The sequence below is a fragment of the Nocardiopsis sp. CNR-923 genome (assembly GCF_001942255.1).
Classification (GTDB): Bacteria; Actinomycetota; Actinomycetes; order Streptosporangiales; family Streptosporangiaceae; genus Nocardiopsis.
The window spans coordinates 44635-69739 of sequence record NZ_MKKC01000062.1 but is presented as its reverse complement, the minus strand read 5'-3'; the positions used below and the strand labels follow the sequence as shown (position 1 = coordinate 69739).

Below are 25105 nucleotides of genomic sequence, written 5' to 3'. Positions count from 1 at the left end.
GAACGTGCGCGTCCTGACCTGCGGCGACACCGGTGTTCTGGTGGAGGTCGCCGACCTGGCGGAAGTGATCGCCCTGCGCGCGGCGCTCGCCGGGCACTCCGTGTCCGGGGTCACCGACATCGTCCCCGCCGCCCGCACCGTGCTGCTGCGGGTGGAGCCCGGAACGGACACCGACGCGGTCGCGGCCGCCGTCACCGAGCTTCCCCTCGCAGCGGAGCGGCCGGCGGTCGACGGCGGCACGGTCACCATCCCGGTCGCCTACGACGGCGAGGACCTGGCCGACGTCGCCGTGCTGACCGGGCTCACCCCGGCGGAGGTCGTCCGGGCCCACACCGCCGCCACCTGGACGGTCGCGTTCTGCGGCTTCGCTCCCGGGTTCGGCTACATGGTGGGCGACGACTCGCGCCTGCACGTGCCCCGACGCCCCGAGGCGCGCACCCGCGTGCCAGCCGGAGCGGTGGCCCTGGCGGGGGAGTTCGCCGGGGTGTACCCGCGCAGCTCCCCGGGCGGGTGGCAGCTGATCGGCCGCACCGACGTACGGGTGTGGGACCTGGACCGCGACCCCCCGGGGCTGCTGCGTCCCGGTGTGCGCGTGCGATTCACGGAGGCGGCGTGAGCGCGCTGGAGATCCTGGCCACCGGCCCGATGACCACCGTGCAGGACGCGGGGCGGTTCGGGCACGCCGACCTCGGGGTCGGGCGCTCCGGCGCGGCCGACACCGTGTCCTACGCCCTGGCCAACCGGCTGGTGGCCAACCCGGTCGGCGCCGCCGCCCTGGAGGTCACCATGGGCGGGCTGCGCGTGCGCGCACGCGGTGCGGTGACGGTGGCCGTCACCGGGGCGCCCGTGCCGTTGCGGGTGGACGGGCGCGGCGCCGCCGTGGACTCCGTCGTCCACCTGCCCGACGGAGCGGCGCTGACCATGGGGGTCCCCGCGCGGGGGCTGCGCACGTACCTGGCCGTGCGCGGGGGCGTGGACGTCGCCCCCGTGCTGGGGTCGCGCAGCACCGACGTCCTGGCGGGGCTCGGTCCGGCCGTGCCCGCGCCCGGGGACCGGTTGCCCGTGGGACCGGCGCCCGCCGCGTTCCCCCGGGTGGACCAGGCGCCGACCGCGCCCGTTGGCGAGCCGTCGATCGTGCTGCGCGTCGTGCTCGGGGCCCGGGACGACTGGTTCACCGACCAGGCCGTGGCCACGCTGCTGTCCCGGGAGTACGAGGTGACCTCGCGCAGCGACCGGGTGGGGGCCCGCCTGGCCGGTCCGGCGCTGGAGCGGTCGCGCGGCGGTGAGCTGCCGAGCGAGGGCATGGTGGCGGGGTCGCTCCAGGTTCCGCCGAGCGGTGAGCCCGTGCTCTTCCTCGCCGACCATCCCGTGACCGGGGGGTACCCGGTCGTCGCCGTGGTGCGCTCCGCCGACCTGCCCCGGGCGGCCCAGGCGGTGCCCGGGACGCGCGTTCGCTTCGCACTCTGACCCGGAGGTCTTTCGATGCCCCAGTCCACCGCCCGCGCCGCGCTGTCCCCCGACGAGGCCCGAGCCCTGTTCCGCGGTGGGCTGCGGCGCCCACGGCCGGGTACAGCGCCGGGTTCGCGCAGGCCAACCTCATCGCCCTGCCCCGGGAGCTGGCGTTCGACTTCCTGCTGTTCGCCCAGCGCAACCCGAAGGCGTGCCCGGTGCTGGACGTCGCCGAGCCGGGGGAGACCTCGGCCCCGGTGTTCAGGGGCGACCTGCGCACCGACCTTCCCGCCTACCGGGTGTACCGGCACGGGGAGCTGGTGGAGGAGCGCACCGAGGTCGTCGACCTGTGGCGGCCCGACCTGGTGGCGTTCCTCATCGGGTGCAGCTTCACCTTCGAGGCCCCGCTGCTCGCCGCCGGGGTGCCCGTCCGGCACATGGAGGCCGGGACCAACGTGCCGATGTACGTGACCGGCCGCCAGTGCCGTCCCGCCGGGCGGTTCCGCGGGCCGCTGGTGGTGTCGATGCGCCCCGTTCCCGCTGACCGGGTCGCCGACGCGGTGCGGATCACGTCGCGGTACCCGGCCGTCCACGGCGCTCCCGTGCACGTGGGGGACCCGGAAGGGTTGGGGATCGCGGACCTGGCGCGGCCCGACTTCGGCGACCCGGGCGAGGTGCGGGCGGGCGAGGTGCCGGTGTTCTGGGCGTGCGGGGTGACGCCGCAGGCGGCGGTGATGGCGTCCGCGCCGGAGTTCGCGATCGGCCACGCGCCCGGGCACATGGCGGTCACCGACGTCCGGGACGCCGACTACCAGGTGCCGTAGTCCTCGGCACCGTGCCCCGGGTCGCGGTGATGGTGTGGCCGCAGCGGTCGCAGGTGGCCGATGCCGTCGTTCCGTGGCGGACCGGCGGTTGGTCGGGGACGTAGTCGTGGCCCCGACCACCGGCGCACGCGGTCGTGCCGTCCATGGGTGTGCTCCGGGGGTTCTCGGCCGGGGACTCCCCCGGGGAACGGTGGGTCTGGGGTGGTTCAGGAGTCCAGTGCGGCGCGGAGGACGGCCTGGAGACGGGCGACCGGGTCGCCGTCGTCCGGCGGTCTGGGCGGCAGGATGAGCGCGAGCCCGACCGCGTCAGCGAGGCTGGGGCGGCTCGGGATCTTCACTGAGTCAGGCTGGTCCTCGTGGTGGTCACTCATGGGTGGCCTCCGGAGTTTCGAGCGGGGAGTGCCAGACCAGGGCGTGCGAGTAACGGTCCGGGCGCGGGCCGCGTGCGACGCGGGTGACGTGGCCCCGGGTGGCGCCGTAGACGGGGCGGTTCTCCAGGTCGGGGCCGAGGTGGCGGACGCGTGCGCCGTGTGCGGAGGCCCAGGCGCGCAGTTCGGACACCGTGGACAGTTCGCGGATGTCGCAGACCCGGGTCATCGGCGCGTCCCCAGCCAGGAGAGGCCGTCCAGGGCCGCGCGCAGGACGCTTTCGGGGGCGGTCGTCGCGCAGGGGCGGGGGATGTGGCGACGGACGCGGTGGGCGCGCCGGGGGCGGCGGGGGAGCGGGATCGGGTGGTCGTTTTTCCCGTTTCGCGGAATTCGGATGTGTGCGTCGGTAGAGTTTCGCATGGGTCCTCGTTCTTCGTGTTCGTGTCGGGATGAGGGTCCGCGCCCTGGGCCGCTCCTATCGGCACAGGGCGCTTTGTCATATTTCGGGCCGTTCTGCCTGGTGTCGAGGTGGGACGGCCGGGTCACCGGGTTCCTCTGGACCGTCAGCGGAGGCCCGTCCCGGTGGTCACCCCGACCCGAAATGCAGGTCGGGTGGAGCGACGCTACTGCGCCGCCCGGTAGTGAAACCGTGCCTGAACAGCCATCTCGCGGTCCAGGAGTGAGCTGTTTTCCGAGCGGATTTGCAGGAACCACAAGTTCGGGACGCGAATTCGTGGTTTCCTGTGGCAATGTCGAAGAAAAAGCTTGTCAACGAAGCGGCTGTCGCACTGTTCGCGAGGGAAATGTTCCTTAAGCGAAACGCGTCGGGATTGTCGCAGAAGGAGTTCGGCGACCTCATCGGCATGTCCGCTCAGCAGATCGGCGCGGTCGAGCGACAGGAGCGCATGCCGACGCGGCAGTTCGCGCAGCTGCTCGACGAGAAGTTGGGGGCGAACGGCCACTTCACGGAGCTGTGGTCAGCGACGAAGCTGCTGGGGCACCGGCGTTCGTTGCCCAAGTACGTGGAGTTGGAGCGGCGTGCGCAGAACATCCGTCAGTTCCAACCGCAAGTGATGCCAGCCCTGTTGCAGACGGAGGACTACGCGGCTGAGGTCCTGCGTGCCGCCTTCCCCCCCAAGCCGTACTCCGAGGTTGACGAGCTGCTCGCGGCTCGCATGGCCAGGCAGAAGGTCTTGGACAGAGACCAGTCACCGCTTGTGGAGTACGTGATTGACGAGGCGGCTTTGCGTCGCGTGGTTGGTGGACCCGACGTCATGCGGGCACAGTGGGATCAGATCATAGAGCGATCCCAGGAGCCGTTCGTGACCGTTCAGGTGCTGCCGTTCGATCAGGGAGCGCATGCCGCGCTGGAGGGGGCCTTCACCATCCTTGGGCTGTCGCCCGTGGAGTCAGTGATGTACCTGGAGAACGCCGAGGGCGGACAGGTCTACAGTGATCCCCAACTCGTGTTGAACGCCACGGGCAGGTTCAACTCGCTCATGGCGGGAGCCTCTCACCCGCAGCGAGTAAGGACTTCCTGGTCAGAGAAAGGAACAGGTCGTGAACACGCTCGACGGGTACCACAAGTCCTCCTACAGCGGGAACTCGGGAGAGTGCGTGGAAGTACGGGAAGGGGACAGCATACGCGTTCGTGACACCCGAAACCGACACCTGGGCTACCTCGCTGTTCCCGCAGGTGAGTGGACCGCCCTCCTGGTCTCGGTGCGCGTCGACCGCTGAACGGGAAACCGGCCCCGCTCTCCGCCTCATCGCGGCGGGGGTGGTTTCTCCGCCCCCGCGGTGTGGCGGGAATTCACCGACCCCGGCTCGGGTGCCTCACTCCCGTGAGTCCCCCGGCGCCCGCTGGTCGGGGAAGGACTGGTCGCGGCCGGTCTCCTGTCCGCGGATCTCCTCCCCGCCCTGGGACTTGCGACGCCGCGCGTACCCCGACTGGCTGGCGTACAGGGACTTCGACGTCCGCGACGCGTCGTCCCGGCGCGCCCGCCGGGCCATCCGCCCGAGTTCGTCCGCCTGCTCGTTCACCTGCGGATCGGCGTGCGCCGCCGACCCCGCGGGCGGCGCGGGCAGGTTCCGGCGCGCCTCGTCCAGGATGTCCGCCGCCTCCGACCGGTTCCCGCGCCGCAGCGCCTCGCTCGCCCTGCGCTTGGCGGTCTGGGCGCGTTGCAGCGCCTCCTCCGTGCGCACCTCCGGCGCCGGTGTCCTGCCCGAGGCCTCGTTCCCCGGCACCACGTTCACCGTGATCGGCAGGGTCGCCGTGTAGGTGGTCAGCGTCGCCGGATCGACGTAGACGGCCTCCACGGTGGTGACCGTGACCGTCCCCAGCTCCGCCACGCCGGGCACCTCGACGCGCAGCAGCAGGCGGCGGTCCTCGCCCGAGTAGAGGTCGCCGAGCTCCACCATGAGCGAACCGTCCGGCAGCGTCGACGACGGGACCTCGCCGACCACCTCGACCCTGCGCACGTGCGGGCCGGACGGCACCCGCAGCGACACAGCCTGCGCCGACTTCGCCAGCAGGTAGTCCGCCTCCCGCGCGATCAGCCCGCCCGCGGTGTCGGGCTCCTCCGCGAACAGCGCTCCGCCCGCGCCGCCGTCGGCGATCGCGCCGAGCAGGGCCTCGTCGTAGCCCAGCCCGTACCCGAGGGTGGTCGTGCTCACCCCGTGGGCGTAGGCGTCGGCCGCCACCTGCCTGAGCAGGTCGTGGTCGGTCACCCCCTGGTTGGCGTGCCCGTCCGAGACGAGCAGCAGGGTGGCGCCCCTGCCGTCGGCCGCGCGACGGGCCTCCTGGATCCCGCGCAGCAGACCGCTGGACAGGTCCGTGCCCCCGCCCGCCCGGAGCGCGCGGATCCGACGGCGTACCCCGGCCTTGTCCGACAGGGGCGCCGCCGCCACCTCCACGCTCGCCTGGGTGTCGAACGCGACCAGACCGAAGTTGTCCGTGGGGGAGAGCCGGTCCACCAGGGCCAGGAGGGCCTCGACCGCCCCGCGCAGCCGCCCGCCGCCCATGGAGCCGCTGCGGTCGAGGACGATCTGGAGCGTCGCGGGCGGGCGCTCGGCGTCCGCCTTGTGCTCGGGCGCGGTGACGTCGAGCAGGACGCGGACGGCGTCGTCGGAGTCCAGGGGGACGACGTCGAAGTCCAACAGCGCGGACAGGTGCATGGGACACTCCCGGGGGTCGGTTGCCCCCAGGGTAGGAACGGGGACGGACGTTCGCCCCGGGATGGCCGGATCAGGTCACGCCGGAGTCCTCACCGGTCGCCGCCCGAGAACCGGTGCGGCGGGTGGCCGTCCGGTGCGAGCCCGCCGAGTTACGATGAGCGACATGTCAGCTACGACGTTCTTCGGCGGGGGCGAGGGCCGGGGACGCGGCCTGCCCTCGCTGGCGGTGTTCGTCGGCGCCTCCTACCTGGTGGCGATCGCGGGGTCCGCGGCGGCTTCGGACGCCGGGGCGCTGTACTCCTCGCTGGAACGACCGCCGTGGGCGCCTCCGCCATGGCTGTTCGCCCCGGTGTGGACGGTCCTGTACGGGATGATCGGCGTCTCCGCGTGGCTGGTGTGGCGGCGGGCGGGGTGGGACGCGCGCACCGCCCTGCTGTGGTGGTGGGCGCAACTCGTCCTGAACGCGCTGTGGACGCCGTTGTTCTTCGGCGCCCGGCAGTACGGTCTGGCGTTCCTCGACATCTGTCTGCTGCTCCTCGCCGTGGTGGTGACGATGGTCCTGTTCTGGCGCGCGCACCGGGCGGCGTCCCTGGTGCTGGCGCCCTACGCCCTCTGGGTCGCCTTCGCTTCGGCGCTCAATCTGAACCTGTGGATGAACAACGCCTGATCCGGCCCGATCGGGGAGCGGACCAGGGCGCAATCGCCGGTGACGACGGGAATGGCCGGCTTTCTCCGAATGTGTTTTCCCTGGTCATTGCCCTAGGGTGAGGTCAGTCACGCACTCGGAGCGCCGAACACGGGGGAAAGCCGATGAAGGTTCTGGTCACCGGAGGCGCCGGTTACGTCGGCAGCGTCGTCACCGCCCGGCTGGTCGAGGCGGGTCATCGGGTCACGGTCCTGGACGACCTCTCGACGGGGCACGCCGACGCCGTCCACCCGGGGGCTCGCCTCGTGCCCGGCACAGTCCGCGAACGCGCGGCCGACGTGCTCGCCGAGGGCCAGGACGCGGTCCTGCACTTCGCGGCGCGCTCGATCGTTGCCGAGTCGGTCGCCGATCCGGGCCGCTACTGGGACGGCAACGTCGGCACGTCGCTGGCCCTGCTGGAGGCGATGCGCGCCACCGGCACGGGGCGCCTGGTGTTCTCCTCGACCGCCGCCGTCTACGGCGAGCCCGAGAGCACGCCGATCACCGAGGACGCGCCCGTCCGCCCCACCAACCCCTACGGCGCCTCCAAGGCGGCCGTCGACGCCGCCCTCACCGAACACGCCCGCATGCACGGCACGGCGGCGGTCAGCCTCCGGTACTTCAACGTCGCCGGGGCCGACCGGGGAGTGGGGGAGCGGCACGGGGTCGAGACCCACCTGATCCCGATCGTCCTGTCGGCGGCGCTGGGGGAGCGGGCGTCGGTGTCGGTCCACGGCGACGACTACCCGACCCCCGACGGCACCTGCGTGCGCGACTACATCCACGTGGCCGACCTGGCGCGGGCGCACCTGCTGGCCCTGGAACACGCCCGGCCCGGCGCGCACGAGATCCTCAACCTGGGCAACGGGACGGGCTTCTCCGTCCGGCGGGTGCTGGAGGTGTGCCGCGAGGTCACCGGTCGCCCCATCCCGACCGTGCCCGCTCCACGCCGCCCCGGTGACCCGGCGACCCTGGTGGCCTCCTCCGAGCGCGCCGCGCGCGTGCTGGGCTGGCGGCCCGAGCGGTCCGACCTGCACACCATCGTCGCCGACGCCTGGGAGTTCGCCCGCCGGGCCACCCCCGCCACCGCGCCCGTCGCCCTCTGACCACCGGGTCAGGGGTGTTCGTCGAGGAGGCGCGCACCGCCGCCCGTCACGCGTCGGGCGCCTCGGTCGGCTCCGGAACCGCCGTCAGCCGGGCGGATCCGCCCGCCGCACCCGCACGAGCTGGGTGAGCAGCGCCAGCACCGGCAGTTCCAGGAGCGGACCCGCCACCAGGGCGACCGCGATGAGCGGCCGGTCGGGGAAGGCGGCTACGGCCACGGCCAGGGCGACGGGTGAGTTGCGGGCGACCGTCGTCATGGTGAGCGTGACCCGTTGGTCGGCGGGCAGCCGCAGCACGCGCGCGGCGCCCACCGCGGCCAGGGGCGCGACCACGAAGAACACCCCCAGCGGCACCAGCAGGCCGACGAGGTCCACGGCGTGCTCGGCCACCGTGCGCGCCTGCCACGCGAACATCGCCAGCACCGCCGTGTACAGCAGCGGCAGCACCGCACGGTTGGCCCACCCCATGAGCACCCTGTCCCGCCAGAGGGGCCCGCGCCACCACCGGGCGGACCGGCGCAGGACCACCGCCGCCGCCATGGGCAGCACCAGGACCAGGAGCACCGCCTCCACCAGGGTGTCCACGCCGACCATCGCCGCCTCACCGCCCAGCAGCAGCACGTACACCGGGAGCAGGACGAGCTGGAGCGCCAGGTTCAGCGGCAGCAACGCCGTCGCCGCACCCATGTGCCCCCGGGCCAGCCCGGTGAACACCAGGTACCAGTCCGTGCACGGTGTGACCAGCAGCAACAGGAGACCGATCCGCAGGTCCGGGGCGTCACCGAGCAGCCCCGCGCCCAGCGCCCAGGCCAGGAGCGGCGTCAGCACGAAGTTCAGCACCAGACTCGCCACGACCACCCGGCCGGACTCCCGGGCGGCACAGACCTGACCGGCGTCCACCTGGGTGAACACCGCGACGAGGAGCAGGATCAGGGCGGGCAGGACCGCGTGGCCCGCGGCCGCGCCGACGGGCCACAGCGTTCCCGCGGCCAGCCCGGCCAGCGCCGCCGCGGCCACGAACAGGCCCTGGAACCTCTCCGACGGGGACACGGGGCCTCCCACCTGTGCGATCGGGCGGACGGTGCCCACAGTAGGCGTAGCGGCCACCGGGGTTGGCGACACCCACCCCGGTCGACGCTCCACACCACCCAGGCCGACGCCCGCCGGACCTCCGTCGCCAGGCGCCTGCCCTGCCGATCGCGACGGGCTCAACCCACCGCACTCGCTCTGTGCCGTGTCGGCGGGACGGATCAGTCCCAGGCCCCGGTGCGGGCGGCGCGCCGGGCGTAGTCGGCGAAGTCGCGGGCCGGGCGGCCCAGGACCCTCGCCACGTCGTCGGTCGGCTCGGTGTTCCGTCCGTCCAGGGTCTGCTGGAAGATCTCCACCAGACCCCGGACGAGTTCGTCGGACAGGCCCTGCGCCACCGCTCCCTCGATGTACTGCCCCGGTGCGATCGTCCGGTGCTCCACCGTCCGTCCGGTCGCCTCGGACAGGACCGCCGCGGCCTCCGTGAAGGTCAGCGACCGCGGCCCCGTCAGGTCGTAGGTCCGCCCGGCGTGCCCGTCCTCGGTCAGCGCCGTCACGGCCACCGCAGCGAAGTCGTCCAGGTCGATGAAGGGTTCGGCGACGTCCGGGACCGGCATGAACGTGGCCCCCGCGCGGACCTGCTCCGTGAAGAAGCTCTCGGAGTAGTTCTGCGCGAAGAACGAGGACCGCGCCAGGACGGTGTCCGGGAAGGCGTCCCGGACCGCTCGCTCCGCGGCGAGCGCGCCGTCCTCCCCGCGCCCGGACAGGAGCACCGCCCTGCGCACTCCGCGTTCGGCGGCCCGGGCGGCGAACCCGGAGACGGCCTCGATCGCGCCCGGCATGGCGAGGTCGGGGTGGTAGCAGAGGTAGACGCCCGTGACGCCCTCCAGCACGGGGTCCCAGGTGCCGGTGTCGTGCCAGTCGAAGCGCGGGGAACCCGACCGCGACCCGACGCGCGTGTCGACTCCGCGCTGCTTGAGGAGGTCGGTGACGCGGCGGCCGGTCATCCCCGTGCCGCCGGTGACAAGGACTCGTTCGTGTGTGGTCATGCGTCCAGTACAGCAGCGCCGGGTCAGATGGAACATGGCTCATTCGCCGGATCGCATAAGAGATCGTCTGAATCGGAGTAGGGTGGGGGATATGGATCCCCTCACCCACCTCCTCGACGGGCCCCGCGCCCGGGGCGCCTGCACTCTGCGCACGGTCATGAGCCCGCCCTGGACGATCGAGGTGCGCGACCGCGCCGCGCTCACCCTCGTCGTGGTCACCTCGGGACGGGCCCGCGTGACCAGCCCGCACGGGGAGGCCGGCCTGGGCCCCGGCGACGTGGCGCTGATGCGCGGACCGGACCCGTACACGGTCTCCAACGGCGGCGGTCGCGTCCCCGCGATCACCATCCTCCCCGGGCAGCGGTGCGTGTCCGCCGAGGGGCGGGAGGTCTGCCTGACGATGAGTTACGGTGTCGGCGCGTGGGGGAACGACCCCGACGGCGAGGACACGATGATCGTGGGCGCCTACGAGGACGAGAGCGAGATCGGCCGACTGGCCCTGGCCGCCCTGCCGCCGATGGCCGTCCTGTCGGGCGGCCGCGTCGACGCGGCGCTCGTGGACCTGCTGACCCGCGAGATCACCTCCGGCCGGGTCGCCCAGGCCAGCCTCACGACCGGCTCCTGGACTCCCTGCTGGTCATGGCCGTGCGCGCCTGGCTGGAGGAGGACTGCGACCGCTGCCCCAGCTGGCTCTACGGACAGAGCGACCCCGTGGTCGCGCACGCCCTCGACCTGCTGCACGAACGCGCCGCCGAGTCCTGGACCCTGGACACGCTCGCCCGCGCCTGTTCGGTCTCCCGCGCCACCCTGGCCGCGCGCTTCCAGCGGGCCGTGGGCACGCCGCCCATGACCTACCTGCGCACCTGGCGGCTGAACCTGGCCGCAGACCTGCTCACCGCCGATCCCGAGCTGCGACTGGAGGCGGTCGCGGCGCGGGTCGCTACGGCAGCGCCTTCGCCTTCAGCACGGCCTTCCGCAGGCACACGGGGGTCAGCCCGTCCGGGTACCGTTCCCGGCCGCGCGCCGAAGCGGTGCCGTCGTGAACCGCGACCGCAGGCGCCGCAGCATCCGGGCGTCCTGGAATCCGACCGCCCGCGCCGCCGCCTCCACGGTCTCCCCCGCGCCGATCAGGTGCTCGGCGCGCTCCCACCGCAGCGCCTGCTGGTAGCGCAGCGGCGTCAACCCGGTCGCCGAGACGAACGCGCGGGTCAGTGTGCGCTCACTCACCCCCGCCAACGCCGCCAGGTCCGCCAGCCGCAGCGGCGACAGGTACCGCGCGTCGATCGCGTCCTGGACCCGGTGCACGACGTCCACGACGTGTCCCCGGTGCCGCAGCATGGCGCTCGCCTGCGGTTCGTCTCCGTTGCGGCGCGCGTAGACCACCATGTTCCGAGCCACCGCCGCCGCGGCAGCGGGACCGTGCCGGACGGTGACGAGGTGGAGGGCCAGATCGATGCCGCTGGCGATCCCCGCCGAGGTGACCACACCCCCGTCGCCCACGTACAGCACGTCGGGCACCACGAGCGCCCGGGGGTGGCGGCGGGCCAGCTGCTCCTGGAGATCGTGGTGGGTGGTGCAGCGCCGTCCGTCCAACAGGCCCGCCTCGGCCAGGGCGAACGCGCCCGAGCACACGCTCGCCACGGTGCCGCCGGCCGCGTGGTGCGCGGTCAGGGTCCGTCTCCGCGCGTCGGTCAGCACCCGGCGCACCGGTGCGCCGCCGGTGTGCCAGCCCGGGACCAGGACCAGGTCGCCCCGACCCACATCGGGCCAGGAGGTCTCGGCCCGCAGGGGGACGCCCTGCGCGGTGGGGACGTCCTCGTGCTCGGCGACGTACCGGGTCCGGTAGTCCAGGCCCAGGTGCGACGCGGCGGTCGAGAACACCTGTGCCGGGCCCGCGAGGTCGAGCAGGTGCAGGCCCGGTGTGAGAAGGAAGACGACGGTGGTCACGATCCGGTCAGTGTAGTGGCATCCCCGGTGATCTCGGCGACCGTGCGCACCCGCGCGAAGCGGCCCGCGAGCGCGTACACGGTCCGCTGGACGACGGCGTCGGGGAGCAGTGTGGCGGGGTCGGCGAGGACCTCCTCCAGCGAACGCCCGGCGGGGGACCCCGGGGCCTCGATCGGCTCGGTGGCGGTGGCGTCGACCGCGAACGTCACCCGGTAGCCGAAGTCGGAGGCGACCCGGGCGGTGGTCTCGCAGCACTGTTCGGTGCGCACGCCGCAGACGGTGACCGCGTCCACACCCCGTTCGGTCAGGTATCCGTGCAGGTCGGCCCCGGTCATCGCGTTGTGCACGGTCTTGGTGCGGACCGGCTCGCCCTCGCGCGGCACGAGCCCGTCCATGAGTTCGACGAAGCCGAGTTCGGGGTCGAAGACGTTGCCGCTGCCGGGTTCGGTGTGCAGGACCCAGGCCACCAGGTCGCCCTGGTCGCGGGCGTGGTCGACCAGCGTGGCGATCCGGTCGGCCACGTCCGGGTCGGAGGCGGCGGTCCAGCTCTCGCGCTGGAGGAAGGACTTTTGGGCGTCGATGACGAGGAGTGCGTGTGCCATGCGTCGATCGTGTCAGTGGACCCCGGGCCGCGGCAGACACGATCGGGGCCGTTGGCGGACCGATCCGGTCACAGCAGCGGGTCCGGGCTCCATCGGCGATGGCCTTCCCGGACCGGCGGTGCGGACCGTGGCCGGGACGAGGGCGTGTCCCGTGGCGCACCCCAGCCCGACGCCCTCGCCGCGCTCGTCGGAGCGCATCCGGAGGGCCTCGGAGGACCCATCGGAAAACCTATGACCTTACCATGCATTTCTATTGGTCATGTGATCAGAGTGGGGTCTACTGTGGGCGGGTGCGCGCATTCGGACGCGTACGTCGAAATCCCAGGTCCGAAAGGTAAGAGGAAACACCATGTCCGTCACCAGCAGGGAAGTCCGTCTCGTCGCGCGTCCGGTCGGCGAGCCCAAGCCCGGGGACTTCTCCCTGGCCGAGAGCACCGTCGCCGATCCCGGTCCAGGCCAGGTCCTGGTCCGCAATGACTGGATGTCCGTCGACCCGTACATGCGCGGCCGGATGAACGACGGCGCGTCCTACGTTCCCCCCTTCCGGCTGGGCGAGGCGATGGAGGGCGGCGCCGTCGGCACGGTGACGGCCTCGGGCAGTGACGCCGTGCCCGTCGGAGCGACCGTCCTGCACATGGGCGGCTGGCGCGAGTACGCCCTGCTCGACGCGGACGCGTGACCGGGGTCGACGCGGACCGGGCACCGGCCGAGGCCTACCTGGGCGTCCTGGGCATGACCGGTCTGACCGCCTACGCGGGTCTGACCCGGATCGCCCCGGTCAAGGAGGGCGACGTCGTGTTCGTCTCCGGCGCCGCGGGCGCGGTTGGCAGCATCGCCGGACAGATCGCGCGCCACCTCGGCGCTCCCGGGTGGTCGGTTCGGCGGGCGGACCCGAGAAGAAGCGCCGCCTGCTGGAGGAGTTCGGCTACGACGCGGCGATCGACTACCGCGAGGGCGACCTGGAGGGCCAGTTGGCCGAGGCCGCCCCGGACGGGATCGACGTCTACTTCGACAACGTCGGCGGCGACCACCTGCGCGCGGCCATCGGCGCCATGCGCACCCACGGGCGGATCGCGCTGTGCGGCGCCATCTCCATGTACAACGCGACCGAGCCGGTGCCCGGCCCCGACAACCTCCACCTCGCGGTGGGCAAGCGGCTCACCCTGCGCGGGTTCATCGTGGGCGACCACTACGACCTGTTCGGCGAGTACGCCCAGCGCGCCGCGACCTGGCTGGCCGAGGGCTCCCTGCGCGCCGAGCAGACGGTGGTCGAGGGGATCGACCACGCCGTCGACGGCTTCCTGGACATGATGCGTGGAGCCAACACCGGCAAGATGCTGGTGCGTCTGGGATCCTGACGGCGCCGGCCGGGTCCGGCGACCCGGGTCCGGCCGTCCCGCCACCCCCACCTCGACAGGCGCACACGCGCGACGTCCCGCCGAACGGCGGACACGCCGTGCCCGCGGCTCGGTCTCGGCGCCCGACGGTGCTCCGAGGACGAGGCCGGGTGCCTGGACCGGCTGGTCGCCGAGGCCGACGTCTCCCCAACGGGCGACCAGATCGAGTCGCACCCCTACTCCGCCCAGGGCGCGATGGGTGCCGCCAACGTCGCGCTTGCCTTGCGAATGGCATGACATTTCCGGAAAAATCATCCACGAAATGGATGAGTGCTCCGGTAAGATTCCCTCCCCGGGGAAATGGGGTGCGATGTCCCCGGGTGTCTTTCCGCGGTTCGGGAGAGATCGCACGCGACGCCACGGCGTCGGAACGGTGTCGATTCCCCCTTCCCCGTCCGTTGTATCGTGCGAGTCCGGAGCGGATGAGCGAAACCGCTCCGGCGCGGTGGAGCTGGCCACGGACACCAGAAAGCACACTGAATGATCCAAAAACTGACAGCATGGCTGGGGCTGCGGACGGACCCCGTCATCTTCGCCGTCTCCGCCGGACTGGCCATTCTCTTCGTGGTGTCCGCGATCCTCTTCACCGACGCGTCGACACGGCGTTCGGCGCGGTCTCCGACTGGATTCTCATCAACCTCGGATGGCTCTACATCCTCGGTGTCACGACCTTTCTCATCTTCCTCATCGGGGTCGCGCTCAGCCGGTACGGACACGTCCGGCTCGGGCCGCAGGACAGCGAGCCGGAGTACCGCGACTTCATCTGGTTCTGCATGCTGTTCGCCGCGGGGATCGGGAGCATCCTCATGTTCTGGGCCGTCGCCGAGCCGATCAGCCACTACGCGGACCCGCCCCGGGGGGACGTGGCCCCCGAGTCGGTGGAGGCGGCCCGGCAGGCTATGGGCTTCACGCTCTACCACTTCGGCCTGCACACCTGGACGATCTTCTGCCTGCCCGCGCTCGCCTTCGCCTACTTCGTGTACCGCAAGGGTCTGCCGTTCCGGGTCAGTTCGGTCCTCCACCCCTTCATCGGCGACGGGATCCACGGACCCGTCGGGCGGGCCGTGGACATCGTCGCGTCCTCGGCACCCTCTTCGGGGTGGCGGTCACCATCGGCCTGGGCACGATGCAGATCAACAGCGGGTTGAACGAGCTGTTCGGAGTCCCGGAGACCCGGTTGACGCAGGTCGTGCTCATCGGTGTCGTCACGTGCATCGCCGTGGCGTCGGTGGCCTCCGGCCTGGACATCGGCATCAAGTGGCTGTCGACCCTCAACATCGTCCTGGCCGTGGCGCTGCTCGTCTTCGTCTTCGTGACGGGGTCGTCGGTGTACCTGGCCCGCGGCATCATCGAGACCACGGGCGTGTACCTGGAGGCGCTCGTCCCGCTGTCATTCTGGAACGACACCTTCGACAACACGGGATGGCAGGGCTCCTGGACCGTCTTCTACTGGGCCTGGACGATCACCTGGTCGCCGTTCGTGGGCATCTTCATCGCCCGCGTCTCCAAGGGACGCACGATCCGGGAGTTCGTGGTCGGGGTCCTGTTCATCCCCACCGCGTTCAGCATCGTGTGGTTCAGCGTGTTCGGGCTGTCGGCGTTCGACATCGAGAGGCACGGCGGCGGGGGCCTCGTCCAGGCGGTGGTGGTCGAGGAGGACCTGCCCGGGGCCCTGTTCGCCTTCCTGGAGCACTATCCGCTGACGGTGCTCCTGTCGGCGGCGTCGATCGTCATCGTGGTCATCTTCTTCACCACCTCCTCCGACTCGGCGTCCCTGGTGGTGGACATGCTGTGCTCGGGGACGGCGAAGAACCCCACACGGCAGCGCGTCTTCTGGGGCGTGGCCGAGGGGGTGGTGGCCGCCACCGTGCTCACCGCCTCCGGAGTCGGCGGACTGGACGCCCTGCAACAGACGATCATCGTGTTCGGGCTGCCGTTCTTCGTCATCGCCTTCATCATGATGGCGGCCCTCCTGCGCTCCCTCAGGAGGGAGACCGTGGCGGGCCCGGGGAGAGTGCGCCCGCTGTCGGTTCGGCGGCGCGGACGGCCCGACGGCGGAGGTGCGCCGTGATGGGTCCGTGACGGCTCCGACACGCGCCCGGCGGCCCCGGTGGACGAGCGGGCCGCCGGACGTCCCGCCGTCCCGACGACGGGACTTCACCGACCAGTGCGGGACCTTCTTACCCGCGTTCCGGTTAGTCCGACGCCTGACCCTGGAAGGATGAGGACATGAGGGCAGTCCGACACGCAGACTCTGGAGGTCGTCATGATGCTCATGCGTACCGACCCGTTCCAGGAGTTCGACCGGATCACCCAGCGTCTCCTCGGCGACGTGATGCACCCGGTCGTCATGCCGATCGACGCCTACCGCGAGGGTGACGAGTTCGTCGTGCACTTCGACCTGCCCGGCGTCCGCGCCGACTCCATCGACCTGGAGATCGAGCGGAACGTCCTGACCTGTAGGGCTGAGCGCCGGCTGTCGGTCCCGGAGGGCAGCGACGCGGTCGTGGCCGAGCGTCCCACGGGCAACTTCTCGCGGCAGCTCTACCTCGGGGAGGAGCTGGACACGGAGAACCTGTCGGCCGACTACGCCGACGGCGTCCTCACCGTCCGAGTCCCGGTGGCGGAGCGGGCCAAGCCGCGCAGGATCAGCGTCACCGGCGGTGCGGAGGCACGGCAGATCAAGGGCTGAGCGCCACGCGCGCCCGGGGCCGGAACCGACCGGGGTTCCGGCCCCGCGTGCGCGGCTGCTAAGGCCCGCAGACCCGCTGGACGACCTCGAAGCCCCACAGTTCGCTGCCGGTCGCGGCGGGCGCGGCCGCGCCCTCGCCGCCGTGCCCGTGCCCGGTCCGTCCGGATTCCCGGGCGGCTTGGGCGTGCCCGTGCCGGAAGTCCTGGCTGTTCACCCAGTTCTGGAAGTCCTCCTCCGCGCGCCACCGGGTGTAGACCAGATACCGGTCGGTGCCCTCGACCGGCCGCAGCAGCTGGAATTCCTCGAACCCCGGCTGGTTCTCCACCAGGCCGGCGCGCTTGGCGAAGCGCTCCTCCAGAGTGGCCCCCGACCCCTCCGGGACGGTCAGGACGTTGAACTTGACGACGCTCATGTCGCACCCTTCGCGTTGTTCGATCCGGGCCCAACCTATCGGCCGGTCAGCCGAAGACCACGTCGCCGTTCTCGTCGATCCGCCACCCCGGGTTGTGCGCGATCTCCCACACCACCCCGTTCGGGTCCTGCACGTGGGCGTGGAAGATGCCGCCGAACTCTCCGGGCTGGGGGCGCTTGAGCACCGTCCCGCCCGCGGCCAGCATCAGCGCCACGGTCTCCTCCACCTCCTCGGGCCCGCCGACGTTGTGCGCGAGCGTCACCCCCGACGCGCCGGTCGTCCCGGTCACGCCCGCCGCGCCGCCGAGGTCGCGGTCGAACTTCTCGGCGTCGAACAGCCCCAGCACCACACCCGGCGCGATCTGGAAGAAGACGATCTCGCCCGGCACGTCCAGCAGGCGCTGCCAGCCGAGGCCGTCGCAGTAGAAGGACCGGGCCGCGTCGAGGTCGGCGGTGGCGAGGGTGATGAAGTGGACCTGCTGTTTCACGGTGGACTCCCCGAGTCGCTGTGGGTGGCCCACCACATCCTGCCGGAGACCGCCGACGCCCCCGTGGAACCCGCCGCCCGTGTCAGAGCCCGTGCCTGCGCGCGACCATCCGCAGCACCAACGAACGCGGGAACAGCCGCCGCAGGGCGAACACCAGCGGCGCGTTGCTGCCCACGGCGTAGAACGGGCGCGGCGGGTCGGACTCGACCGCGCGGACGATCGTTCGGGCCACCGCGTCCGCCGGGATCCCCCGCGCCTCGTTGGCGTTGAGCGCGCCCAGCATCGTCCGGTACTCGTCGGCGAACGGGGAGGCCGCCCCCACGTACTCGGTGCGGCGCTCGCTGATGCCCGTGCTGATCGACCCCGGCTCCACCGTGGTCACACCGACCCCGTACGGCGACACCTCCCGGCGCAGGGCGTCGGCGAACCCCTTGAGCGCCGCCTTGGACGCCACGTACGACGACCGGAACGCCAGCGGGAAGCTCGCCAGCATCGATCCCACCATCACCACGCGACCGTACCGGCGCTCCCGCATCCCGGGCAGCACGAGTTGGGTCAGGCGCACCGCCCCGAACACGTTGATCCGGAACAGCCGCTCCACGGCGTCCGCCGGCAGTTCCTCCAGGGGGCCGCTCTGGCTCTCCCCGGCATTGTTGACCAGTACGTCGACCGGACCCGCGGCGGTCGCGCACGCCTCGATCGAGGCGGGGTCGGTCAGGTCCAGGGCCAGGTACTCCACGCCGGGGACCGGGGCCGCGACCGCCTCGGGCGCGCGGCTGGTCCCGTACACGCGGTACCCGCGCTGGACCAGGGCGGCGGCGACGGCCGCGCCGATACCGGACGACGCACCGGTCACGAGCGCGGTTCTGGCGGGGCTGGTGGGGGTCATCGGGGCTCTCCTCGGGGTCGTGGGGTGGCGGCCGGTGCGCACCGCCTCCATTCCTACCGTCCGGTAGCCCCGCCCGCGCCACCCCGAAGGGCCGTTTCCCACCCGTCCACGCGGGCACTGCACCACCACGGGGTTTGGTCACCGAAAGGATTGCTCTCATGACAGAGGGTATGAGTCGGGTGCTCGTCGTCGGCGCGGGCGTCGCCGGCCTCAACGTCGCCCACCAGTTGCGCCGCCGCGGGATCGACGTGGCGGTCGTGGAGTCCCGCCATCCGGGGGCGGCGCCTCCCACGGCAACGCGGGCTGGGTCAACCCCGCCCAGGCCGGCCCGGTCCCCGACCCCGTCCTGCTCGGCGACGCCGTGCGCGCCTTCCGCGACCCGGACGCCCCGCTGCGCATCGCCCCCGACGCGCTGCCCCTCCTCACCCCCTGGTTCCTGCGGTTCCTGCGCAACTGCACCCCCGCCCGCCACGCCCGCGCGCCCGCGCCCTGGCCATGCTGGGCAGACGCACCTTCCCCCTGCTGGACCAGCTCGCCGAGGACGGCGTGGAGTTCACCCGCACCCGCACGGACTTCCTCGCCGTCGCCCAGGACCCGCGCGCGGCCGAGGCCTACCTCGGCTCCCTCGACCCCCTGCGCCAGGCGGGATTCGACCTGCCCGCCACCGTGCTGGGCGGCGACGAACTGCGCGAGGTCGAACCGGCGCTTTCCGGCCGGGTGCGGGCCGGGGTGCTCCTGCGCGATCACGTCCAGACCGAGCCGGACAGTCTCGTCGCCGGTCTGACCGCCCACCTGCGCGCCGAGGGCGTCCGCGTGGACGAGGGCGTGGCCGTGACGGGGGTGAGCGCGCGGGGCGGGGAGGTGGAGGCGGTCACGACCACGGCTGGGGAGCGTCGGGTCGGCGCCCTCGTCATCGCCACCGGCGCCAAGGCCGGCGCGCTCGCCACCCGGCTGGGGCGGCGCCTGCCGGTGGTCGGCGGCCGGGGGTACAGCTTCGACGTGCCCGCCGAGCGGTTGCCGCACGCGTCCACCCTGCTGCTCGACGCGCACGTGGCGTGCGCCCCGATGGGCGGCAGGCTGCGCGTGTCGGGCGGGATGGACTTCCGGCGCGGTCCCGCACGGCCGGTCCCGGAGCGGATCGACGCCATCACGCGCGGCGCGGCGCCCATGGTCGTCGGGGTGGACTGGACGGACCGGCGGCACGCGTGGGCGGGGGACCGACCCCTGGCGCCGGACGGCCTGCCCGTGGTCGACCGTGTGCCCGGGTACGCCAACGCCTACCTGGCCACCGGCTACTCCATGCTCGGCCTGACGCTGTCGGGCCCGGCGGCCGAGGCGCTCGCGACCTTCCTGGTCGACGGGTGCGCCCCGCGGTCCTGGAGCCCTTCCGTGCCGACCGCTTCGGCCCCCGGCGACACACTCCCTAAGCGAACCGATCACGTCGGCGGCACGGGCGACCGGGCGACCGGGCGGCGGGGTGGCGCGCCCGGCGCGCACGCTAGCGCGACCCCCCTGACCGGTACACGCGACGCGATGCGTGCGCACCGACACCCGGAGTGACGGATGTGGTGCAATGCGGGTGTACGGGAAGGACGGGGGAGCCATGCCCAAGCAGGTCGACCACCAGCAGCGGCGGGTCCAGATCGCGGAGGCGGTGTGCGCGCTCGTCTCGGCCCGGGGGCTGGAGGCGGCGAGCCTGCGGGACGTCGCGGCCCAGGCGGGGGTGTCGATGGGCCGGGTGCAGCACTACTTCAGGACCAAGGGCGAGATGCTCGCCTTCACGCTGGAGTACGCGGGCGAGCGCGACATGGCCCGGGTCCGCGCGTCGCTGGAGGAACGGCCCGGCCCCCTCTCCCCCAGGGAGGTGGTGCGACTCATCCTCGGCGGGCTGCTCGGTGAGGACGCGCGGCGGGTGGACGGCCTGAGGGTCGGAGTGGCCTTCCAAGCGCGTGCCCTCGTCGAACCCGAGCTGGCCCGGCGCGTGCACCGCGCCTACACCGGTGTCCGGGAGACGCTGGAGTACCTCATCCGCCGGGGGACCGACGAAGGCCGGACCGGGACCGAACCGGACGCCGGTCTGGAAGCGGCCGCACTGCTCGCGCTGGTGGAGGGGATGCGCGCCCAGTTGCTCCTGGGACAGGTGACGGGGGAGGAGGCCGCTCGGGTGCTCGACTCGCGGTTGGACGCGTTGTTCGTCGACTGACAGGAGCGGAACCGGGCCTGTGGAAAGCCGTCACCGTTTCTCCTGCCTGCACGGCCTGGAGCAGGCGGGGCCGCCCGCCGACCTCAGGCGGCACGTCACGGCGGTCGTCCCCACCCGGGCCATCGCCGAACTCCTCGGTGTGCCCGCCGAGGGGCACACGGAGTTCGTCGCGCTCGCCGAGGCGGCCGTTGACCCCGCGCGGGCGGCGGAGGGCCTGCGCGCGCTCCTCGGGTACATCCACCGGTTGGTGGCGGCGTGCCGGCCCGGGGCCGGCGAGAACGTGATCTCCGGCCTGCGAGCCGCGGGCGGCACCAGCGGCGAAGGGATCGTCCGACTGGCCATGGTGCTCTTCTTCGCCGGGGAGGAGACCACCAAAATGGCCATGACGACCGGCGTCGCCCGGCTGATGGCCCACCGCGACCAGTGGGAGCGGCTCCGCAAGGAGCCCGCACGCATCCCGGACGCGGTGGAGGAGATCGTGCGCACCATGGGCCGGAACGGAGGCGGGCTGGTCCGGTACGCCCGGACCGACTTCGAGTCCCGTCACCTGGTGAGGAACCGCGGACGGCACGCCAGGGCGGCCGCGTCAGGAGACGCGGCCGCCCGGACATCCGTCGCTACGTCCGCGCCTTCGGCCTCGGCCCCGAGCGCGGTCCGACCGGGATGAGCCGGTGGGTGGGCGGGGGCGCGTTCTCGTCCACCTCCGCGCGGAACTCACGTCCGTCGTCACGGCAGACGAACTGCATCACGTGCCGACCGGCCGCGGCGGCGCGGATCAGCCCGCCGGTGGTCGCCCACACTCCGGACATGTAGAACCCCTCCAGGCCCGGCAGTCCGGGGCCATACTTCTTCACCAGCTCCTCCAGCGTCTCGCCGCCCTCCACGAACGGTTGCCAGCCGAGCACCGTTCCGTCCAGGTTGCCCGTGTAGCGGACCTGGGTGAGCGGCGTGGCGATGTCGCGCACCCTGACCGCCTCGCGCAGCCCCGGATGGCGACGGTCGACCATCTCCACCAGGCTTCGGCCACCCGTCGCTTGGCGCGGACGTAGTCCCGGCCGCGTCGCACCGGCAGCGTGTGCACCTCCTCACCCCGGTGCAGTCGGCTCGACCGTTCGGGACCGGTGCTCAGCTCGCGCCACGGTTCGATGTCGCAGAAGTACGTCGCGTAGACCACCGCCGTCCCCGGCGGCGACAGCTCCGGATAGTGGGTGCTGCGGAACTGGACGTTGACGCTCGGGTGCCGGATGCCGAGCAGCGGCGCGGCCTCCTCCTCAGTCAGCAGATAGGTCGTGCACGGGTCGCGTCGGCGAACTCCTCGCTCAGGCCCAGGAAGATCGAGAAGTACCCGGGGAAGACCATCTCCGGTTCGTGGATGGTCCGCGTGTAGAGGCGGTGGTACTCCTCGTTGAGGTAGCGGCCCTTCAGCAGCTCGTGCATGGTCGTGTACCCGTCGCACGCCGCCACCACGATGTCCGCGCGGTGCTCGCTGCCGTCGCTGAGCCGTACGCCCACGGCACGGTGGTCCTCCACCAGGATCTCCTCGACCCGGGCGTGTAGCTGATCTCACCGCCCAGCCGCCGGTAGCGGTCCTCGATCGAGCGCGCCAGGCCGAGCGAACCGCCCTCGGGGACGCCCGCGGCGCGCCCGGCGTGCGCCGCGAGCTGGAAGTAGAACGGCAGCACGGGGAAGTTGGGGTGCTTCTCGTACAGGATGTGGTTGAACGCGTCCGTGAGCAGCGGGTCGGTGAACCGCTGGGAGTAGTCGCGCATCAGCACCGTGATCGACTTGCGGATGACGTTGAAGTACGGGATGAACTTCGACATCATGCGCGTGCGCTCCACCGGACCCATCAGTCCCACCGGCTTCAGGAACGGGTAGACGCGCAGGCACCGGATGAACCGCCGCAACCCCTGACAGAAGTCGCGGATGACCCGGGCGTCGGCGGGGGACAGGTCGAGCAGGTGCGCCTCCAGCCGGTCCGGGTCCGAGTAGAAGTACACCTTCCGCCCGTCCTGCCCCCGCACGACGTTGAACACGTCGAAGTGGCGCATCTCCTTGCCCTGGAGCGCCCCCAGTTCCATCCAGATCTGGTGCATCTCGCTGCCGGGTCCGTTGCCGAGCAGCCAGCTCACGCACCAGTCGAAGGTGAAGTCGCCCTTGTCCCAGGCCGTGCAGCACCCGCCGGGGATCTCGTGCATCTCGAAGATCCGCGTCCGGTACCCGTTCATCCGCGCGTACACGCCGGTGGACAGCCCGCCCAGCCCGCCGCCGACGATGATCATCGACTCCCGGGGCCGCGCCGCGGTTCCGCCGCGCGTCGTGCTCTGACGCCGATCCCTCATCGTGCCTCCGCCCATCGTTCGTCCCACGCGTCCAGTTGGGGCAGGTCCCCCCACTTTCCGGGATGCCAGGGCTCGCCGCCCTCGCTCTCCCACGCCCGAAAGCGCAGCCCCAGATCGCGGCAGAGGAACTGCGTCGCGAACCGGCCCGAGGAGGCGGCCAGAATGAGGCTGCCGCCGCTGAACCAGTGTCCGGCCAGGGTGAGTCCGGCCAACCCCGGGATGCTCATCCGGTCCTTGTTGACCAGCTTCGTCAGCAGGTCGTCGGCCTCCGTGAACGACTTCCAGCCCAGGATGCTGCCGTGCCGGTTGCCGGTGTAACGCTCGGTCGTGACCGGGGTGGCCACGTCCACCAGCTCGATCCGCTCGCCCAGACCCGGGTGCCGGTCCTCCAGGAACGCCCGCACGAAGTCGGCGACCTCGGCCTTGCGCGCCCGGTACCCGCGCCGGTCGTTCGTGCGCAGCTCCTTCCAGTACCCGTAGTCGCTGAAGTAGGTGCAGTGGATGACCGATTTCCCCGGTGGGGCGAACCCGTCCGCGTACCGGGATCGCAGCTGCACCACGAGGCTGTTCTGGGAGCAGGACGGCAGCCGCGCGGCCTCCCGTTCAGGCAGCAGGTAGGTGGTGCTGTGCGCCGTCTCGGGGGGCAGGTCGCCCTTGAAGCCGACGAACGCGGACACCACCCCCGGGTAGAGCACCTCGGGTTGGTGCAGCAGCCGCTCGAACAGGGCGTCCAGGGTCGGGCTGGTGTGCTCGCCGCCGAGGAGCTTCTTCAGGACCGTCACCCCGTCGCACGCGCACACCACGTGCTCGCCGTAGAACCGGCGGCCGTCCCTCAGCTCGACCCCCACCGCGCGTCCGTCCTCCACCAGTACCCGCGTGGCCCGGGCGCGGTAGGCGATCTCCCCGCCCAGGGACGTGTACCGCTCGGCCACCGACCGGGCCAGCCCCAGCGATCCGCCCTGTGGGAACCCGGCGTTGTGGTGGTGGGCGCTGGCCAGGTTGAACAGGTACGGCAGTACCGGGAACACCTCGTGGTCCTGGAAGAAGATGTTCGGCAGGGCGCGGCGCACCAACGGGTCCTGGAACCGCTCCGCGAACTTCTCCATCGGTGTGGTGGCGGTGCGCCACATCAGCCGGAACCCCGGCAGGATCTCCCGGGCCGCCCTCAGCCGTTCCCGGAACGTGCGCAGCACGGGCGGGGTGAGGAACGGGTAGTGGTTGAGCCGGACGAACCCGCGAAGGTCGCGGCAGAGCTCGCGGATCGGACCCGCGTCACCGGGGGACACCTCCAGGAGGTGTTCCTCCAGCCGGTCCGGGTCGTGGTAGAACACCACCTCCCGGCCGTCCTCGCCGACCACCCGGTTGAACATCTCGAAGTCCGTGACCGTCTTGCCGTCCAGGGCTCCCAGCTCGCGCCAGATACGCGCCGCGTCGTTGCCCCGACCGGTCCCGGTCAGCCACTCGATCGTGTAGTCGAAGACGTAGCCCTCCCGGGACCAGGCCGTGCAGCATCCGCCGGGCAGGACGTGCTTCTCCAGGATCAGGGTCCGTGCCCCGCTCATCCGGGAGTAACAGCCGGTGGACAGGCCACCCATGCCGCCCCCCACGATGAGCACCCGGGGCGGCGTACCCGCGTCCCGTTCACGGCGGGTCCAGTCGGTGGCCGCGGTTCCGTCCGCGGCCGGGTTCGGAGTCTCAGACGGTGCCATGGTCGGCCTCCTCGGCGAGGACCTCGCGGATCAGCCCCGCGTTGAACCGCAGGTGTTCGTCGTCGAGCATGTCGGCGTGCTCGCCGGACCCGGCCAGCACCACGGTGGCCGTGGACGAGGACCCGTGCCAGGCCCCCTCCTCGCCCTCCGCGAACAGGTCGGCCTTCTTCTCGTCCGCCACGACCGTGATCCGCGCCGCCACCGTTCCGGTGTTGGGCCTGCGGGCGCAGAAGCCGATGTACTCGCGTGCCTGCTCCAGCGTCTCGGCCGCCACGACCTCCGACCCGGTGTGCTTGCGCAGGTGCTCGCCGAGTTCGAGCTCGAACACCGCCAGGTGCTCCTCGCCGAACTCGAACTCCTCGCGGACCCGGTAGGCGTCCACGGCGACCACGTCCCGTACCCGCCGCCCGCGGCTCTCCAACTCCTTGGCCACCTCGAGGCCAGGTTCCCGCCGAGCGAGTAGCCGAGGAGGCGGTAGGCCCCCCGTCCTGGACGGACTCGACGAGATCGGCGTAGCGGGCCACCTTGTCGTCGCCTCCCAGGTGGTTGAACGCCACCAGGCGGTGGTTGGGCAGGTGCTCGGCCAGACGCCGGTACACCAGCCCGTGGCCCCCGGCGGGCGGGAAGCAGAACACGTGCGGCCCGTCCACGTCCCTGTTGAAGTCCAGATAGGGTCCGGCCCCGTCGATCCGCCCGGTGACCACCCCCTCCAGGGTGGCCGCCATACCGTGCAGGGTGGTGGCC

25 protein-coding genes and 5 pseudogenes are annotated in these 25105 nt (G+C 72.2%); 15 read left to right on the top strand and 15 right to left on the bottom strand.

What is annotated here, in order from left to right:
• The first annotated feature begins 4 nt into the window (after nt 1-4).
• From BJF83_RS05145 to BJF83_RS05135, 3 genes and pseudogenes are all read left to right on the top strand, one after another.
• Complete coding sequence (locus tag BJF83_RS05145) at nt 5-616, top strand: allophanate hydrolase subunit 1 (RefSeq protein ID WP_075925378.1); 612 nt, start codon at nt 5-7, stop codon at nt 614-616.
• Nucleotides 613-1467 carry a biotin-dependent carboxyltransferase family protein gene (locus BJF83_RS05140; RefSeq protein ID WP_075925377.1) on the top strand — a complete coding sequence of 285 codons (855 nt, stop codon included), beginning with the start codon at nt 613-615 and terminating at the stop codon, nt 1465-1467. Before BJF83_RS05145 ends, BJF83_RS05140 begins: the two co-directional genes overlap by 4 nt.
• Nucleotides 1468-1482: 15 nt before the next feature.
• Nucleotides 1483-2273: pseudogene (locus tag BJF83_RS05135) on the top strand (putative hydro-lyase).
• A gap of 206 nt (nt 2274-2479) precedes the next feature.
• On the opposite strand, the gene BJF83_RS27345 reads toward BJF83_RS05135, so the two are convergent.
• Together BJF83_RS27345 and BJF83_RS05130 are read right to left on the bottom strand one after the other, a co-directional pair.
• Nucleotides 2480-2644: a hypothetical protein gene (locus tag BJF83_RS27345; RefSeq protein ID WP_158070333.1), complete on the bottom strand. Its 165-nt coding sequence runs from the start codon at nt 2642-2644 to the stop codon at nt 2480-2482.
• Complete coding sequence (locus BJF83_RS05130; RefSeq protein WP_075925376.1) at nt 2637-2870, bottom strand: hypothetical protein; 234 nt, start codon at nt 2868-2870, stop codon at nt 2637-2639. The genes BJF83_RS27345 and BJF83_RS05130 overlap by 8 nt, the downstream gene beginning before the upstream one ends.
• Nucleotides 2871-3390: 520 nt before the next feature.
• Here BJF83_RS05130 and BJF83_RS28530 point away from each other — a divergent pair.
• Both BJF83_RS28530 and BJF83_RS05120 read left to right on the top strand, forming a co-directional pair.
• Nucleotides 3391-4296, top strand: a complete 906-nt coding sequence (locus BJF83_RS28530; protein ID WP_075925375.1) for a helix-turn-helix transcriptional regulator — start codon at nt 3391-3393, stop codon at nt 4294-4296.
• Nucleotides 4259-4381, top strand: a complete 123-nt coding sequence (locus BJF83_RS05120) for a DUF397 domain-containing protein (protein WP_262391333.1) — start codon at nt 4259-4261, stop codon at nt 4379-4381. Before BJF83_RS28530 ends, BJF83_RS05120 begins: the two co-directional genes overlap by 38 nt.
• Before the next feature lie 96 nt (nt 4382-4477).
• On the opposite strand, the gene BJF83_RS05115 is transcribed toward BJF83_RS05120, so the two are convergent.
• A complete protein-coding gene (locus BJF83_RS05115) occupies nt 4478-5818 on the bottom strand; it encodes a VWA domain-containing protein (protein ID WP_075925373.1) in 1341 nt (446 codons plus the stop codon).
• 163 nt (nt 5819-5981) lie between these two features.
• Between BJF83_RS05115 and BJF83_RS05110 the strand changes: the two genes are divergently transcribed.
• Both BJF83_RS05110 and galE read left to right on the top strand, forming a co-directional pair.
• Nucleotides 5982-6485 (top strand): TspO/MBR family protein, encoded by a 504-nt coding sequence (locus BJF83_RS05110; RefSeq protein ID WP_262391332.1) that lies wholly within the window; start codon nt 5982-5984, stop codon nt 6483-6485.
• Between the two features lie 143 nt (nt 6486-6628).
• Nucleotides 6629-7609 (top strand): UDP-glucose 4-epimerase GalE, encoded by a 981-nt coding sequence (gene galE, locus BJF83_RS05105; protein WP_075925371.1) that lies wholly within the window; start codon nt 6629-6631, stop codon nt 7607-7609.
• A gap of 84 nt (nt 7610-7693) precedes the next feature.
• Here galE and BJF83_RS05100 read toward each other — a convergent pair whose 3' ends face one another.
• Both BJF83_RS05100 and BJF83_RS05095 read right to left on the bottom strand, forming a co-directional pair.
• Nucleotides 7694-8656 carry an arsenic resistance protein gene (locus BJF83_RS05100; RefSeq protein ID WP_075925394.1) on the bottom strand — a complete coding sequence of 321 codons (963 nt, stop codon included), beginning with the start codon at nt 8654-8656 and terminating at the stop codon, nt 7694-7696.
• Between the two features lie 200 nt (nt 8657-8856).
• Nucleotides 8857-9681: an NmrA family transcriptional regulator gene (locus tag BJF83_RS05095; protein WP_143831794.1), complete on the bottom strand. Its 825-nt coding sequence runs from the start codon at nt 9679-9681 to the stop codon at nt 8857-8859.
• A gap of 91 nt (nt 9682-9772) precedes the next feature.
• Between BJF83_RS05095 and BJF83_RS05090 the strand changes: the two are divergent.
• A pseudogene (locus BJF83_RS05090) lies at nt 9773-10724 on the top strand (AraC family transcriptional regulator).
• Here BJF83_RS05090 and BJF83_RS05085 read toward each other — a convergent pair.
• Nucleotides 10672-11628, bottom strand: a complete 957-nt coding sequence (locus BJF83_RS05085; RefSeq protein WP_075925369.1) for a GlxA family transcriptional regulator — start codon at nt 11626-11628, stop codon at nt 10672-10674. The pseudogene BJF83_RS05090 and the gene BJF83_RS05085 sit on opposite strands and share 53 nt — an antisense overlap.
• A complete protein-coding gene (locus BJF83_RS05080; RefSeq protein WP_075925368.1) occupies nt 11625-12230 on the bottom strand; it encodes an isochorismatase family protein in 606 nt (201 codons plus the stop codon). The genes BJF83_RS05085 and BJF83_RS05080 overlap by 4 nt, the downstream gene beginning before the upstream one ends.
• A 349-nt stretch (nt 12231-12579) precedes the next feature.
• On the opposite strand from BJF83_RS05080, the pseudogene BJF83_RS05075 reads away from it, so the two are divergent.
• The 3 genes and pseudogenes from BJF83_RS05075 (at nt 12580) to BJF83_RS05065 (ending at nt 16319) form a co-directional block, all read left to right on the top strand.
• Nucleotides 12580-13588: pseudogene (locus tag BJF83_RS05075) on the top strand (NADP-dependent oxidoreductase).
• Nucleotides 13589-14107: 519 nt separating this feature from the next.
• A pseudogene (locus BJF83_RS05070) lies at nt 14108-15698 on the top strand (BCCT family transporter).
• A gap of 195 nt (nt 15699-15893) precedes the next feature.
• Complete coding sequence (locus BJF83_RS05065) at nt 15894-16319, top strand: Hsp20/alpha crystallin family protein (RefSeq protein ID WP_075925367.1); 426 nt, start codon at nt 15894-15896, stop codon at nt 16317-16319.
• Nucleotides 16320-16377: 58 nt separating this feature from the next.
• Here BJF83_RS05065 and BJF83_RS05060 read toward each other — a convergent pair whose 3' ends face one another.
• From BJF83_RS05060 to BJF83_RS05050, 3 genes are all read right to left on the bottom strand, one after another.
• Nucleotides 16378-16731: an antibiotic biosynthesis monooxygenase gene (locus tag BJF83_RS05060; protein ID WP_075925366.1), complete on the bottom strand. Its 354-nt coding sequence runs from the start codon at nt 16729-16731 to the stop codon at nt 16378-16380.
• 46 nt (nt 16732-16777) lie between these two features.
• Entirely contained in the window at nt 16778-17218 is a 441-nt protein-coding gene (locus tag BJF83_RS05055; protein ID WP_075925393.1) for a VOC family protein, read from the bottom strand.
• 82 nt (nt 17219-17300) lie between these two features.
• Nucleotides 17301-18107: an SDR family oxidoreductase gene (locus BJF83_RS05050; protein ID WP_075925365.1), complete on the bottom strand. Its 807-nt coding sequence runs from the start codon at nt 18105-18107 to the stop codon at nt 17301-17303.
• Between the two features lie 158 nt (nt 18108-18265).
• On the opposite strand from BJF83_RS05050, the pseudogene BJF83_RS30880 reads away from it, so the two are divergent.
• The 4 genes and pseudogenes from BJF83_RS30880 to BJF83_RS05030 form a co-directional block, all read left to right on the top strand.
• Nucleotides 18266-18376 (top strand): annotated as a pseudogene (locus tag BJF83_RS30880) (FAD-dependent oxidoreductase); the annotation flags it as partial.
• 1 nt (nt 18377) lies between these two features.
• Nucleotides 18378-19667: an FAD-dependent oxidoreductase gene (locus BJF83_RS05040; RefSeq protein WP_316042209.1), complete on the top strand. Its 1290-nt coding sequence runs from the start codon at nt 18378-18380 to the stop codon at nt 19665-19667.
• Nucleotides 19668-19710: 43 nt separating this feature from the next.
• Complete coding sequence (locus BJF83_RS05035; RefSeq protein WP_075925363.1) at nt 19711-20310, top strand: TetR/AcrR family transcriptional regulator; 600 nt, start codon at nt 19711-19713, stop codon at nt 20308-20310.
• A gap of 19 nt (nt 20311-20329) precedes the next feature.
• Complete coding sequence (locus tag BJF83_RS05030) at nt 20330-20977, top strand: hypothetical protein (protein WP_075925362.1); 648 nt, start codon at nt 20330-20332, stop codon at nt 20975-20977.
• On the opposite strand, the gene BJF83_RS28525 is transcribed toward BJF83_RS05030, so the two are convergent.
• The 5 genes from BJF83_RS28525 to BJF83_RS30355 form a co-directional block, all read right to left on the bottom strand.
• Nucleotides 20928-21317 carry a hypothetical protein gene (locus tag BJF83_RS28525; RefSeq protein ID WP_262391331.1) on the bottom strand — a complete coding sequence of 130 codons (390 nt, stop codon included), beginning with the start codon at nt 21315-21317 and terminating at the stop codon, nt 20928-20930. The two genes, BJF83_RS05030 and BJF83_RS28525, sit on opposite strands and share 50 nt — an antisense overlap.
• Before the next feature lie 268 nt (nt 21318-21585).
• Nucleotides 21586-21747, bottom strand: coding sequence for a hypothetical protein (locus BJF83_RS28520; RefSeq protein ID WP_262391330.1), 162 nt, complete (start codon nt 21745-21747; stop codon nt 21586-21588).
• Complete coding sequence (locus tag BJF83_RS28515) at nt 21732-22652, bottom strand: NAD(P)/FAD-dependent oxidoreductase (RefSeq protein ID WP_262391329.1); 921 nt, start codon at nt 22650-22652, stop codon at nt 21732-21734. The genes BJF83_RS28520 and BJF83_RS28515 overlap by 16 nt, the downstream gene beginning before the upstream one ends.
• Nucleotides 22649-24361: an NAD(P)/FAD-dependent oxidoreductase gene (locus tag BJF83_RS05020; protein WP_075925361.1), complete on the bottom strand. Its 1713-nt coding sequence runs from the start codon at nt 24359-24361 to the stop codon at nt 22649-22651. Before BJF83_RS05020 ends, BJF83_RS28515 begins: the two co-directional genes overlap by 4 nt.
• Entirely contained in the window at nt 24348-24794 is a 447-nt protein-coding gene (locus BJF83_RS30355; RefSeq protein WP_316042210.1) for a hypothetical protein, read from the bottom strand. Before BJF83_RS30355 ends, BJF83_RS05020 begins: the two co-directional genes overlap by 14 nt.
• Nucleotides 24795-25105 lie beyond the last annotated feature (311 nt).